Genomic DNA, 13,513 nt, shown 5'->3' with positions numbered 1-13,513 from the left:
TGCGGCTTTTGTCCTCTGTAGACGGACTGTCGGGACGGGTGCTTGGGATCGGGCGCGGTGGGGTACAAACTCCCCGTGGTCGCCACCTTCCTGCTGCCGGTCAAGACGGCCCTGTTGGTCTTCCCCCTGATAGCCCTGGTCGTGATGCTGCCGGTCGCCGTGCACAGCTATCGCAGCCGTGGCCGGGCAGGCGGGTGGACGACACTGGTCTTCTACTGCTTCCTGTTCTACCTGCTGGCCGCGGCCATGCAGACGGTCATCCCGCTGCCGAGCGACCCGGCGGGCTACTGCGCCGAGCAGACCTACGCCAGCACCCCGCAGCTGCGCCCGTTCTACTTCCTCCAGGTGCTCGAGGAGCGGGCCGGGGGCGACTGGAGCCTGCGGGCGATGGTGGGCAACGGTGCCTTGTGGAGCACCGCGCTGAACGTCGTCCTGCTGGCACCGCTCGGTTTCTTCCTGCGCTACCTGGTCGGGATGCGCCTGCTGTCCGCGGTCGCGGTCGGCGCGGCCACGTCGCTGCTGTTCGAGCTGACCCAGCTGACCGGTCTGTGGTTCGTCTACCCGTGCGCCTACCGGCTGTTCAGCGTGGACGACCTGATGCTGAACACGGTCGGCGCCGCGCTCGGCTGGCTGGTCGCCGGTCCGCTCGCCCGGCTGCTGCCGTCGCTCGAGCCCGAGCGTGACCGCCGCCGCTACGCGACCAGGGTCACCACCAGCCGCCGGCTGTTCGCGCTGCTCGCCGACCTGGTCGGCTTCGTCGCGGTGGTCGGGATCGTGCTCGGCCTGATCGTGCTGTTCGGCGGGACGGTCGTCGGTCAGGGGACGATCGTCGTCATCCTGGCCGCCGTGTGGTTCCTGCTGGTGCCCGCGCTGACCGGGTCGACACCGGGAAAGCGGGCGATGTTGCTGCGCCTGGCGCGGACCGACGGCCGGCGCGCCGGACCGCTGTCCATCGTGGTGCGCAACGGGGTGCTGCTCTCGCCGATGTGGCTGGCCTGGCTGGCCCTGTCGGTCGACCGGTGGGACTTCTTCGACGCACCCCACCAGCTGCTGATCCCGGCCGGGATACTGCTGTCGCTGTTCGTCGTCGGGATCTGGACACCCCTCGCGGTGCTCGTCGGCGGCGACCCCGGTCCGCACGAACGCCTGTCCCGCACCGTGAACGTGGCGATCGTGCCGCAGGCGCCGCCGCCCCCGGTGCCCGAGCCGGAAAAGGTCGCCTCGCCCTGAGCGTGGCGGTTCTCAGCCGCCGGCGAGTTCGTACTCGCTGTCCGGAACGTCGGTGACCAGCATGTACCCGGGGGCGTGGGTGATTGCGAACGGCGGTCGGGAGGCCACCAGCGCGGCCTGCGGTGTCACGCCGCAGGCCCAGAACATGGGGACGTCGCCTGGCTCGCCCTCGACGGGGTCGCCGAAGTCCGGACGGGCCAGATCGGCGACGCCGAGTGCGCTCGGGTCTCCCACGTGGACCGGTGCGCCGTGCACTGCCGGCATCCTGGCGCTGATCGCCGTGGCCGGGGCGACCAGCTCGGCCGGGACCAGCCGCATCGACACGACCAGCGGGCCGTGCAGGCGACGGGCGGGACGGCACTGTCGGTCGGTCCGGTACATCGACACGTTGCGGCCCTGCTCGACGTGCCGCAGCGGCACCCCGGCCCGCGCCAGCGCCGTCTCGAAGGTGAAGCTGCAGCCGATGAGGAACGCCACCAGGTCCTCGCGCCAGTACCGCGTCACGTCGGTCGGTTCGTCCACCAGCTCGCCGTCGCGCCAGACGCGGTAGCGGGGGATCGCCGTGCGCAGGTCGGCTCCCGGCGCGAGCACGGTTCGCGGGCTGCCGGTGTCGGTCACGTCCAGGACCGGGCACGGCCTGGGGTTGCGCTGGGCGAACAGCAGCACGTCCAGGGCCCAGTCCTCGGGCACGGCGATCAGGTTCGCCTGGGCGTAGCCCGGCGCGAGACCGGCCGTCGGCCCGGTCGCCTGGGTCCTCACCTCGTCCGGTGTCATGTCTCGATGGTGGATGACCCCCGGGGTGAGCGGAAGGCGTTGTCCCGTCAGCGGAACGTCATTACCGGAACGCTTCCGCCAGCCACCAGGACCCGCCGTCGTCGGTGATCTTCGCGTCGAGCAACAGCGGCCGGTCCCGGGGGCCGGCGAGCCAGGCGGTGACCACGTCGAGGTCGGACACCGTGCGCACGGTGTGCGCCACCCAGCCGAAGCCCGTGGCGACCGCGGCCACGTCGGTGTCCGGGTAGCGCACTGCGCCCAGGTCCTGCCCGGCGAAGTGGTGCACCTCCGCGCCGTAGGCGTCGTCGTCGTAGACCACGGCCACCATCGGCAGCCGCAGCCGCGCGACGGTGTCCAGCTCGGCGACGCCCATCATCGCGCCGCCGTCGCCGAGCGCGGCCACCGGCAGTCGGTCCGGCCGCGCCAGGGCGGCGCCGGCGGCGGTCGCCAAGCCCAGCCCGACGGACTGGAACGACTGGGTGAAGCAGAACCCGCTGGCGTCGGGAACCTGGAGGTAGGCGCTCGGGTAGCCCATGAAGTTGCCGGAGTCCACGGCGAGCACCCGCTCGGCCGGCAGCAGGTCGTCCAGCCGGACGCTGAGCGTGCGCGGGTCGATCCGGTCGGCGGTCGACGCGTCGGTGAACGGGACGTCCCGCCAGCGGCCCCGCTCGGCGATCCGGGCCCGCACCTCCTCGGTCCGGTAGCCCGTGCCCGCGGTGGACCCCAGCTCGGCCAGCACGTCGCGCGCGGTCAGCCGCACGTCCCCGACCACGCCGAGGTCGACCCGCTGCCGGGCGCCGAGCGCGGACACCTCGAGGTCGACCTGCGCCACCACCGCGTCGTCGGCGACCAGCCTGCCGTGCCGGGTGGTCCAGTGGGTCAGCGAGCACCCCCAGGCGACGACCAGGTCGGCGGCGGCGACCAGCTCGGCGGCCAGCGGGGTGGCGAACCCGCCGGAGATGCCGAGCGACCACGGGTCCCCGGTGAACAGGCCGTTCGCCACGGCCGAGGTCGCGAGCAGCGCGCCGCTGGCCTCGGCCAGCTCGCGCAGCTCGGCGGCGGCGTGCCGCGCGCCCCGTCCGGCGACGAACACCGGTCGTCGCGCCGCCCGGAGGGCCGCGGCGAGCGCGGTCACGGCCTCCGGGTGGGGGCGGGCGGGCAGGGGAGCGGGGACCGGCGGCCGGGACGGCTGCTCAGGGGCCGGCGCGGCCTGCACGTCCAGCGGCAGGTTCAGCACCACCGTGCGGCGCTGGTGCACCGCCGTGCGGTAGGCGCGTTCGACATCGGTCGGGGCGGTGGCCGGGGAGTGCACCCGCTCGGGCACCGCACCGACGGCGGCGACGAGCGCGTCCTGGTCGATCCGGAAGTTCGAGGTGACCGCCGCGCCGGGGGTGTCGGCGGCCAGCACGAGCAGCGGTGTTCGGCTCTTGGCCGCCTCGGTGATGCCGGTCATGGCGTTGGTCAGCCCACAGCCCTGGTGGAGGGTGAGGACCGCCGGCTGTCCACTGGTCCTGGCGTAGGCGTCGGCCATGACCGCGGCACCGCACTCGTGCCGCGTGGCGACGAACGGCACCCCGGCCGCTCGCAGGGCGTTCGTCACCACGAAGTTGCCGCTACCGACCAGACCGAACGCGTGCCCCACCCCGAGGCCGGCCAACGTCTTCCCGATGAGCTCGCCAACGCTCACCGTTCGACCAGGGCGTAGACGCGGGCGGGGCTGCCGGAGCCGCCGACGATCGGCAGCGGGGAGACGACCAGCACCGCGCCGGTGGCCGGCAACCGGGCCAGGTTCCGCAGCTGGGTCAGGCCCAGCTTCCCCGCGCCGAGGAAGTAGTGGTGGCAGGGGAACGCCGGCTCGAAGCCGTGCGCCGCGCCGGCATCGGTGCCGACGGTCTCCACCCCGAGCCCGACGACCGGCGTCTCCTCGGCCAGCCACCGCGCGCACTCCGCGGAGATCCCGGGTGAGTGCGGCCCGTTCTCGTCCGCGTTGAGGAACCGCTCGGCGTCCTCGGACCGCTCGTCCCAGCCGGTACGCAGCAGCAGCCAGCCGCCGGCCGGCATCGGCCCGTTGGCTGACTCCCAGGCGCGGACGTCGTCGATCTCCACCAGGAGGTCGGGGTCCGCCGCGGCGCGCTCCGACACGTCGAGGACGGCCGCGGGCGCGACGAGCTGGCGCAGCTCCAGCCGGGAGACGTCCGCACCGTCCTTTCCGGACACCCAGTGCACCGGGGCGTCGACGTGGGTCCCGGTGTGCTCTCCGGTGTGGATGTTGTTCCAGTACCAGCCGGGCCCGGCCTCGTCGTACCGGCTGATCTGCTCGAGGGAGAACGGGATCGTGTTGGCGAACGGTTCCGGCAGCCGCAGGATCGGCGTGCGCGGGGACAGCGGCGCGGTCAGGTCGACGATCTCCACCCGGTTCTCGGCGACGGCGGTGAGCAGGTCCCGCAGCAGCGGCATCGTGGTCTCCTCGGTGGTTCCGCCCCCGGCACGCCGATCATGCCCGATCAGCAGAGCCGCAACCAGGCCGGCGCGCTGAACTCCTTGGTGGTGACCTCGCAGCGGGTGAAGTCCCGGGCGTCGAGGTAGCCGGGCCGCACGACCTCGTCGTGCAGCGCCGCGCTGACCAGGATCGCCAGGTCCGCCTTCGGGTTCTCCCGCACCGCCTGGCGCAGCACGTCGCTGTCGACCAGGCGGTGCAGGTCGACGACCAGGTCGCCGGTGAAGCCGAGCGGCCCGTCGCCCAGCAACCCCGACCCGACGGCGAGCCGCAGCCGCATCCGGTCCCGGAAGCGGTTGTTGTCGCTGGCGAGCCGGCTCGACGCGGCGCAGATCAGGGTGGGCAGGACCCGGGTGGACGCGACCCCCACCGGCAGGAACACCACGATCCCGTCGCCGGAGACCGCGTACCGGGTGTCCTCCAGGTCGATGCCGAGGTCGGCGACGACCCGGCGGGTCAGCGAGCTCAGCCGCTCCTCGAGGTCGGCCTTGCCCTCGGCCAGGCGCCCGCCGTACCCGACGATGTCGAACACGAACCCCAGCCGCGGCGTGAGACCCTCGGCCGGCTCGCCGGCCTCGGCGGTCTGGGGTCGCGGCGTGTGCTGGACGACGTTGCGGTTGCCGGCGACCACCGACCCGGAGACGTCGCCGCCGACGCTGATGCTGTTGCTCTGCCTGCCCTTCATCGAGCCTTTCCCGCCTGTTCGGTCGCGCGGGGAGCTGGGGTGGTCCGGATCCGGTTGCCGGTTCCGGCGACCACCGAACCCCCCACCGACCCGGCGATCTGGACGTTGTTGTTCACCACCGTGGCGGCCTGCTCCTCGAAGGAGGCCGGGGAGTAGCCGGCCTCGCGCATCGTGCGGCCCACCGCCAGGATGAGCCGGCTCTCCATCGTCTTCAGGTACCGGTCGACGTCGGCCAGCTGGAAGTAGTTGTGCACGTTCCGGTCGGCTGCCAGCTCCCGCAGGCTCTTCGCCGTCCCGTACCTGTCGGGGTTGACCGCGCCCGGCGCGTGCGGAAGGGGCCGGATGAACGTCAGCAGGTGCACGAGGCGTTCGGGAACGGTGGCCGGCAGCCGCAGTACGTCGAGCACGGCCTGGCCGACGGCACGCAGCGGGGAGCGGGACCGGCGGTCGATGTCCTGGTACCGCTTCCTGATCGGCAGCAGCAGGCACGGCGTCCATTCCACGTACAACGCCCCGGCGCCCACGGCGACGTGCACGAAGACCGAGACGACCAGGTCCCGGTCCCAGGTCTCGACCTGGTAGCAGTGGTAGTACCTGGCCCACTCCAGCGGCTCCATCCGCAACGACCCGACCCGCGCCGCGCTCAGCGCGGTGTAGGGCGCGGCGCCGGGGTGGGCGAGAAAGAGCGAGGACTCCGGCTCGTGGAGGTGGTCGACGAGCTCGTCCGCGGCCACGACGACCTGCTCGACCAGCGCCAGGGCGCGAAGTCGCCGGCCGGGCGCGAGCGTGCTGGCCTCGCGCAGCGAGCCGACCTCGCGCTGGATCGCCGCGTAGAGCGTGTCGGTCCCGAGCGAGATCGTCGGCTCCACGTCGGGGATCCGTTCCAGCGGCACGGCAATCGACCAGGGCTCGTGGCGCAGGCCCGCGCCGACGAACGGCTCGAAGCCGCGGTAGACCGTCATCGGCACCCCCGCTGAACCGTTCCCGGTGGGCGGGGCCATCGTGGGCGCGTTGTTGTGGTGGCGCCACAACTGGTTCGTGAAGCGTTCCGGGCTCAGGCGGAAGACGCTTCGGTCCGGCAGCGGTGGTACCGCGCCGCCGAGGTGGTTGGGCCAGAACCGGTCCCGCAGGTGCCGCCACACCACGAGCCGGTCCCACAGGAGGACGACGAGCATCGCGGCGACGAGCGCGCTGGTGCCGAGCGCCACCGGGAGGGCCGAGTCCGGCTCGACCGGGTACGGGTAGTACCCCGGCGGGACGCCGGCCCCACCGGGCGAGGAGGCGAGGTAGTCGTACAGCAGGTACAGGAACACCGCGCTGATCACGATCGTCGCGAGTACCGCCGGACCGCCGTTGGAGATCTCGGTGCGAAGCTCGGCGTCCTTCCTGGCCCGGGTGATGGCGCCGATGCTGAACAGGACGGCCAGGACGACCCAGTAGAGCAGCAGATCGAGCGGCGCGAGCACGGCGAAAGCCAGGAACAGCGCGAGCAGCGCGCTGTCGCGCAGCTTTCGCCGGGTTCGGGCGGCGATCGCCTCGCCGAGGACGGCGGGCGCGTCCACGCCCGGAGCAGGTGGCACCGGTCGGGTGTCCTCGACGAGGAACTCACGGATCGCCTGGTTGGCGAACGTCGAGTCCTCGTGGGCGGCGGCGCACAGATACCGGGTCGTGTCGTCGCGCATCACTGCGGTTGCTCCCTGGCCCCAGGCGTCGGGAACTCCCGACGGCTCACGAGAACAGTCGCACGGGCCGGGAAAATGTTGCCGTGTTTTCCACAAGATGACCCGGACGTGGCGAATGGCCAGAACGCGGCCAGAAAAAGGCCGTCAGGCCTCGCCCGCGCGCAGGGTGAGCAGGCTGATCTCGCTCGGTGCGAAGATTCGGAGCGGCGGACCCCAGAACCCCGCCCCGCGGGTCGTGTAGAGCTGTGTGCGCTCGCCGTGCCGGGACAGCCCGTGCACGGTCGGCTGGTCCACCCGGACCAGGTAGTGGAAGGGCCAGATCTGGCCGCCGTGCGTGTGCCCGGACACCTGGAGGTCGATCCCGGCCTCGACCGCCTGGCGCACCTGGCGCGGTTGGTGGGCCAACAGCAGCACGGGCAGGTCCGGGTCGGCACCGGCGAGCGCGGTGGCGTGGTCGGCGCCGTGACCGGCGAGCCCGGATGCCCCGGCGATGGCGTCGTCGACGCCGGCGACCACGAGCCGATCGCCGCCGCGCTCGACCGTGAGGTGCCGGTTGTGCAGGGGTTCCCAGCCGAGCTCGGCGAGGTGGTCGAGCCAGGTCTGGGCCTCGCCGAAGTACTCGTGGTTGCCGGTGACGCACACGCGGGCCAGCCGGGCCCTGATCGTGCCGAGTGGGGCGGCCTGCTCCCGCCGCTGCTCGACGGTCCCGTCGGCGATGTCCCCAGCGTGGCAGACGATGTCCGGCTCGAGCCGGTTGACCGCCGCGGCGGTCCGCTCCGACCACCTCGTCCGGTTGATCGGCCCGAAATGGGTGTCGGCGAGCAGGGCGACCGTCACGCCGTCCAGGCCCCGGCCCAACCTCGGCAGGCGCACCTCGACCCGGCGCACGCGGGGGACCCGCATCGCCTCGGTGACACCCCAGGCCACGAGCACGGCGGTGACCACCACGACCGCGATCGGCACCGCCCGCGCGGCCTCGGGAAGGCCGAGCGCGGAGAGCACGAGCCGGACCAGGAACCCGATCACCGACCAGGCGAACAGCACCCAGACCACGCCGAGCAGGGTGTCCCCGACCCGGGCCGCCGCGTCGCTGCCCCGCCCGTGCCCGAGCACCATCAACCAGGGCAGGGAGACCGCGCCGGCCAGGAACACCGCGCTGCTCGCCGCGACCACCGGCGTGGACCAGCCGGGCACCAGGACCAACGCCGCCCAGGGCACCCCGAACAGCAGCGTGACCGCGACGACCATGATCCCGAAGAAGGCTCCTCGGCGCCCCGTTCGCCCCCGGGTCTCGGTCCGTGCCATCCGGTTGTGTCCTCTCGCCCGCCGTCGTGCCCTACCCCGACGATAGTTGGCGACTACGCGACAGGCTCGCGGCGGCCGAGCCGACGGGGGAGGGCGCCGAGGGCGAGCAGCACCAGGACCGGCACGCCGTAGAAGACCAGGGCCACCACCCCCGGGCGTGCGTGGCCGAGCGGGGCGGGACCGTTCTCCCCGTAGAGCAGGGGATCGGCCAGCAGGGCCGTCATCACCGGCAGCACGAGCACCAGCGCGGCCCGCCGGCCCACGCGGGAGTCCCGGCCGCACGCCGCGAGGGCGCCGACGGCCATCACCGCGAGCTCCAGCCACAGCAGGAACGGCTCGCCGTAGAGGAGGACCTCGAGCGCGACCACGACGACGGCGGCCCCCGCCGCCACGGGTACCGCCTGCCAGCCCACGAGCTCCCGCCCCCGCGCCGGGCCCGCCGACCAGGTCAGTGCCGCCGCGGTGACCACGCCGAGGAGCACCCAGCCGGCACCCGGCCCGATCCAGAGGTAGGAGGTCGAGCCGAACATCGCGAGCAGCAGGAAACCGACCACCCCCAGCCAGGCGCCGGCCGCCGCGGCGCGCCGCCACCGGAACAGGCGGCCACGGCGACGGCGAACCAGACCAGCCACACCGGCAGGTCGGGGACCTGCTCGCTCCACGGCAGCTGCCCCACCGCGCCGGCCCGGACCCACCACGCCAGCTCGTGCACGCTGCCCGCGGCGCCGGCCAACAGGGCCACCGGGCCCAGCAGGCTCACGACCGCGAGCACGTCGCCGGGCTCGACCCCGCCGTCGGCCGCCACCAGCCGGCGCAGGTGCAGCCGTGCCGCGGCCCACAGCAGGTTCGCGGTCTCCCGCCACCCCGGTCGGCTCCGGTCACCGGCGTCCGCGACCAGGACGGCGAGCATCTCCTCGCCGGTGCGCTCGCGGTGGTCACGCGGGTACAGGGCGAGCAGCCGCCGATAACGCCGTTCGAGGTCGGTCACGCGGTGCCTCCCGCGAGCCGGGCCCGCAGCCGTTTCTCCGCCGCGAGGGTGTGTGCCCGCATCCTGGTCACCTCGGCCTCCAGTCTGGCTGCCCCCGTGTCGGTCAGCCGGTAGTAACGACGCAGCCGGCTCTCCACGACCTCCTCGCGGTCGACGGCCACCCACCCGTCCGTACGCAGCCGGTCCAGTGCGGTGTAGACGGTCCCGGCGCGCAGTTGCACCCGGCCCCCGGAGATCTCCTCGACGTCGCGCAGGATCCCGTAGCCGTGCTGCGGGCGTGCGGCCAACGCGGTCAGGATCAGGAACGTCGGCTCCCGCAGGGCGTCGGTCATACGATCAACATATACCGGTCATCTGGCTATCTTGCCGTCGGTGCACTCGGGCCGGACGCCTCCGGTCAGCTCCGCGGCGGTCGCCACGCCGGGTCGCGGCCCAGCAGCCCGAGCAGCCGGGCGAAGTCCGAGGCGGTGTCCGGCACGGCCACCGCGGGGCCGAACTCGGCGCGGCGCCGATGGTCGGGCGGCCATCCGGAGGCGATCGCGAGCGCGGTGGCCGCCGACCGGGGATCGGGTCGGTAGGGCTCGCCGATGCTGACGGCCACGTCCCATCCGTGCACGAGGACGTCGACGAAGTGCATCCCGATGGCGACCGGCGCGGGGAGGTGGTCGAACTCCCGCACCTCGATGCTGCCCTCGTGCACACCCGGGGTGGCGAAGGCCCGCCGGACCCGGTCCGCGGACTCCTGGTAGGCGCTGTACGGACCGGGTTCGAGGTCCGCCGAGTACCAGATGGACACGATCGCGGGCGCGCCCAGCGCGCCGGCCGCGTAGCCGCGGTTCTCGTTCACCAGGTGCACCAGCAGGTCCTCGAGCGACCACCTGGCACATGGGGTGGGCCGACCGAGGTCCGCGGGTCGCACGCCGGCGACGACCTCTCCGGTGGCCGACAGCGCCCGCCGGTGCAGCTCGCGCACCTCGCCCACACCGTGCTCGGTCATCGCACCCTCCCTCGTGTCCGGACCCGACGCGCGGCGGCGAGCCACCGCCGATCGTGCCCCAGCCGGACCGGGCGCGGTACCGCGGACCCTACTCGTGGGTAACATCTCGCCGGCATATCGGAAAGCACATACGCGCTGGCAACGTCGCGCTGCCTTGACTGGCGGCCATGACCTACAGGGAGCCAGCACGAACGGCGGCCCGCCCCATCCGCTCGCCGGCGACCGTGTCGTTCTCGGACCGCCCGGCAACGGGCATCACGATCTACGGATGCGGGCAGGACGAGGCCGCCCTGTTCCGCGAGCTGGCGGCTCGTATCGGTGTGGTGCCGACGATCACCGAGGTCGCGGTGTCCGAAGCCAACGCGGAACTGGCTGTCGGCAACCGGTGCATCAGCATCGGACACAAGACCCGGGTCACGAACCCGACCCTGCTCGCGCTGAGCCGTGCCGGCGTGCGGTACGTCTCCACGCGCAGCATCGGCTACAACCACCTGGACGTGCGGTACGCCGAGAGCGTCGGCATCTCCGTCGAGAACGTCGCCTACTCGCCGGACAGCGTGGCCGACTACACGTTGATGCTGATGCTGATGGCGGTACGGCACGCCAAGTCCCTCATCCGCCGGGTCGAGGTGCACGACTACCGACTCGGTGAGGTGCGGGGGAGGGAGCTGCGTGACCTGACCGTCGGCGTGGTCGGAACAGGGCGCATCGGCGCCGCGGTCATCGACCGGCTGCGTGCCTTCGGCTGCCAGATCCTTGCCTACGACATCAACCCGCAGACCTCCGCCGACTACGTCCCCCTGGACGACCTGTTGATGCAGAGCGACATCGTGACGCTCCACACGCCACTCGCCGGGGACACGCGCCACCTCCTGAACCGCCGACGCATCGAGCAGCTGAAGCGCGGCGCGTTCGTCGTCAACACCGCACGTGGCTCCCTCGTCGACACCGAGGCCCTGGTCGCCGCGCTGGAGAGCGGCAGGTTGGGCGGGGCGGCGCTGGATGTCCTCGAGGGGGAGGAAGGAATCTTCTACGCCGACCTCAGGGGTGAACAGGTCGAGAACGAACTGTTGCTGCGCCTGCACGGGCTGCCGAACGTCCTCGTCAGCCCGCACACCGCCTACTACACGGACCACGCGCTACGCGACACCGTCGAGAACTCCATCATCAACTGCCTCAGATTCGAAAGTGCGATGCATCATGGATAGGTTGCGAGTCGGAATCATCTTCGGCGGTTGTTCCGAGGAACATCCTGTTTCGGTGAAGTCCGTGCGGGAGGTCGCCAGGAGCCTCGACACCGAGAAGTACCAGCCGTTCTACGTCGGAATCACCGAGAGCGGCGCCTGGAAGCTCTGCGAGCGACCCGACGCGGGCTGGGAGGACGACGGCCGGACGGTCGTCCTGTCGCCGGACCGGAGCGTGCGGGGGCTGCTGGTCGTGGAGCAGGGGCGGTACGAGACGATCGAGCTGGACCTGGTGCTGCCCGTCCTGCACGGCAAACTCGGCGAGGACGGTGCGATCCAGGGCTTGCTGGAGCTCTCCGGGATCCCGTACGCGGGCTGCGACATCCAGAGCTCGGCCCTGTGCATGGACAAGTCCCTCACCTACCTGGTCGCCAGGAGTGCGGGCGTCGCGACGCCGAACTTCCGGGTCGTCACGGAGAACGAGAACGTCGACCCCGACGGGCTCGTCTACCCCGTCTTCGTGAAGCCCGCCCGCTCGGGCTCGTCCTTCGGCGTCACCAAGGTGTCGGCCCGGGAGGCGCTGCCCGACGCGGTGGAGACCGCGCGGAGGTACGACTCGAAGGTGCTGGTCGAGGAGGCCGTCGTCGGCAGTGAGATCGGCTGCGCGGTCCTCGGGAACGACCTGGACCTGTTCGTGGGCGAGGTGGACCGGGTCGCGCTCACGCATGGCTTCTTCCGGATCCACCAGGAGAGCAACCCGGAGAGCGGCTCGGAGAACTCGACGTTCATCGTGCCGGCGGACATCCCGGCGGAGTCGCGCGCGCTCGTCCAGGAAGCGGCCAAGACCGTCTACCGCGCCCTGGGCTGCCGTGGTCTGTCCCGCGTGGACATGTTCCTGACCCGCGACGGCACAGTGGTCCTCAACGAGGTCAACACCCTGCCCGGCCTGACCTCCTACAGCCGGTACCCGCGCATGATGGCCGCCGCCGGGTTGTCGCTCGGCGAGGTGCTCGACCGGCTGGTCTCCTCCACACTGACCGGGAAGTTCCAGTGAGGGACGGTTTTGTGTTCCTGGACGAGGTCGTACCCGGGATCCGCTGGGACGCCAAGTACGCCACCTGGGACAACTTCACCGGAAAACCGGTGGACGGGTACCTGGTGAACCGCATCGTCGGCACGAGAGCGCTGTGCGCGGCCCTGGACGAGGCTCGGGCGAAGGCCGAGTCGGTCGGCTTCGGCCTGCTCGTGTGGGACGGCTATCGTCCCCAGCGCGCCGTGAACTGTTTCCTGCGATGGTCCAAGCAGCCGGAGGACGGCCGACGCAAGGCACGGCACTATCCGAACATCGACCGGGCCGAGATGTTCGACAAAGGGTATGTCGCCACCCGGTCGGGCCACAGCCGGGGCAGCACCGTCGACCTGACCCTCTACCACCTCGCCACCGGGGAGCTCGCGGCGATGGGTGGAGACCACGACCTGATGGACCCGGTCTCGCACCACGACGCCGAGGGCATCACCGAGGTCGAGTCGGAGAACCGGCGGCACCTCCGCGTGATCATGGAGACCTGCGGGTTCCAGCGGTACGACAAGGAATGGTGGCATTACACGCTCAAGAACGAACCCTACCCGGACACCTACTTTGACGTCCCGATCACGTAGACGATCCCCGGCCGAGGACGGCATGCAGATACGACTGGCACGGACCACCGACGCCGCGGCGGTCAACGAGTTGCTCGACCAACTGGGCTATCCCCCGGACGACGCCGCGACAACGGCGTCCCGCATCCAGGCCTGGCGGCACGACCCCTCCAGCGCGGCCTATGTGGCCGAGGTGGACGGAGACATCCTCGGCCTCGTCGCGGTCCACATCTGCCCGTTCTTCGAACGCGCCGGCGCGTGGGCGCGGATCGTCGCGCTGGTCGTCGCCGACCGAGCACGCGGCAGAGGCGTGGGCGGCCAGCTCGTGACGGCCGCGGAGTCGTTCGCCAACCGGTGGGGATGCCTACGCATGGAGGTCACCAGCGCGGACCGGCGCGGGACCGCGCACGAGTTCTACCGGCGCCGCGGATACATCGACCAGACAGGAGCGGCATCCCGGTTCCTCCGAGACCTCGAGGACACCAGGCACGCGTAGCTGAGGGTGAGCCTGAGGCGGACGCTTTAACCGGCGC

General features: G+C 72.0%; 15 protein-coding genes. 5 read left to right on the top strand and 10 right to left on the bottom strand.

The genetic code is table 11. From position 1 onward, the window contains the following. Window positions 1-75 precede the first annotated feature (75 nt). The gene (locus BU204_RS12950) at window positions 76-1,230 is read left to right on the top strand and encodes a VanZ family protein (RefSeq protein ID WP_075125911.1); all 1,155 of its coding nucleotides are present in this window, start codon (window positions 76-78) and stop codon (window positions 1,228-1,230) included. 12 nt (window positions 1,231-1,242) lie between these two features. Here BU204_RS12950 and BU204_RS12945 read toward each other — a convergent pair whose 3' ends face one another. From BU204_RS12945 to BU204_RS12900, 10 genes are all read right to left on the bottom strand, one after another. Next, complete coding sequence (locus tag BU204_RS12945; protein ID WP_075125894.1) at window positions 1,243-2,004, bottom strand: putative hydro-lyase; 762 nt, start codon at window positions 2,002-2,004, stop codon at window positions 1,243-1,245. Window positions 2,005-2,065: 61 nt separating this feature from the next. Next, window positions 2,066-3,691, bottom strand: coding sequence for a thiamine pyrophosphate-binding protein (locus BU204_RS12940; protein WP_075125893.1), 1,626 nt, complete (start codon window positions 3,689-3,691; stop codon window positions 2,066-2,068). Continuing rightward, window positions 3,688-4,461, bottom strand: coding sequence for a cyclase family protein (locus tag BU204_RS12935; protein WP_075125892.1), 774 nt, complete (start codon window positions 4,459-4,461; stop codon window positions 3,688-3,690). The genes BU204_RS12940 and BU204_RS12935 overlap by 4 nt, the downstream gene beginning before the upstream one ends. Window positions 4,462-4,508: 47 nt before the next feature. Beyond that, a complete protein-coding gene (locus BU204_RS12930; RefSeq protein ID WP_075125891.1) occupies window positions 4,509-5,186 on the bottom strand; it encodes a hypothetical protein in 678 nt (225 codons plus the stop codon). Next, window positions 5,183-6,868 (bottom strand): hypothetical protein, encoded by a 1,686-nt coding sequence (locus BU204_RS40045; protein ID WP_075125890.1) that lies wholly within the window; start codon window positions 6,866-6,868, stop codon window positions 5,183-5,185. Before BU204_RS40045 ends, BU204_RS12930 begins: the two co-directional genes overlap by 4 nt. Window positions 6,869-7,012: 144 nt before the next feature. Continuing rightward, window positions 7,013-8,173 carry a metallophosphoesterase gene (locus tag BU204_RS12920; RefSeq protein WP_143229483.1) on the bottom strand — a complete coding sequence of 387 codons (1,161 nt, stop codon included), beginning with the start codon at window positions 8,171-8,173 and terminating at the stop codon, window positions 7,013-7,015. 53 nt (window positions 8,174-8,226) lie between these two features. Beyond that, complete coding sequence (locus tag BU204_RS12915; protein ID WP_075125889.1) at window positions 8,227-8,655, bottom strand: hypothetical protein; 429 nt, start codon at window positions 8,653-8,655, stop codon at window positions 8,227-8,229. Beyond that, window positions 8,622-9,161 (bottom strand): hypothetical protein, encoded by a 540-nt coding sequence (locus BU204_RS12910; RefSeq protein WP_075125888.1) that lies wholly within the window; start codon window positions 9,159-9,161, stop codon window positions 8,622-8,624. Before BU204_RS12910 ends, BU204_RS12915 begins: the two co-directional genes overlap by 34 nt. Further along, entirely contained in the window at window positions 9,158-9,493 is a 336-nt protein-coding gene (locus BU204_RS12905) for a PadR family transcriptional regulator (RefSeq protein ID WP_075125887.1), read from the bottom strand. Before BU204_RS12905 ends, BU204_RS12910 begins: the two co-directional genes overlap by 4 nt. A 65-nt stretch (window positions 9,494-9,558) precedes the next feature. Continuing rightward, a complete protein-coding gene (locus BU204_RS12900; RefSeq protein WP_075125886.1) occupies window positions 9,559-10,158 on the bottom strand; it encodes a TIGR03086 family metal-binding protein in 600 nt (199 codons plus the stop codon). Between the two features lie 254 nt (window positions 10,159-10,412). On the opposite strand from BU204_RS12900, the gene BU204_RS12895 reads away from it, so the two are divergent. Genes BU204_RS12895 through BU204_RS12880 form a run of 4 tightly spaced genes read left to right on the top strand, consistent with a single transcriptional unit; the run spans window position 10,413 to window position 13,476 of the window. Then, window positions 10,413-11,366, top strand: coding sequence for a D-isomer specific 2-hydroxyacid dehydrogenase family protein (locus tag BU204_RS12895; protein WP_456297882.1), 954 nt, complete (start codon window positions 10,413-10,415; stop codon window positions 11,364-11,366). Then, on the top strand, window positions 11,359-12,396 hold the full coding sequence (gene vanA / locus BU204_RS12890; RefSeq protein WP_075125884.1) for a D-alanine--(R)-lactate ligase: 1,038 nt from the start codon (window positions 11,359-11,361) through the stop codon (window positions 12,394-12,396). The genes BU204_RS12895 and vanA overlap by 8 nt, the downstream gene beginning before the upstream one ends. Then, complete coding sequence (gene vanX, locus BU204_RS12885) at window positions 12,393-13,001, top strand: D-Ala-D-Ala dipeptidase VanX (protein WP_075125883.1); 609 nt, start codon at window positions 12,393-12,395, stop codon at window positions 12,999-13,001. The genes vanA and vanX overlap by 4 nt, the downstream gene beginning before the upstream one ends. A gap of 22 nt (window positions 13,002-13,023) precedes the next feature. Next, entirely contained in the window at window positions 13,024-13,476 is a 453-nt protein-coding gene (locus BU204_RS12880; RefSeq protein ID WP_075125882.1) for a GNAT family N-acetyltransferase, read from the top strand. Window positions 13,477-13,513: the final 37 nt, after the last annotated feature.

It is taken from the genome of Actinophytocola xanthii (genome assembly GCF_001921205.1).
Taxonomy (GTDB): Bacteria; Actinomycetota; Actinomycetes; order Mycobacteriales; family Pseudonocardiaceae; genus Actinophytocola; species Actinophytocola xanthii.
This window is presented reverse-complemented; position numbering and strand designations above follow the sequence as displayed.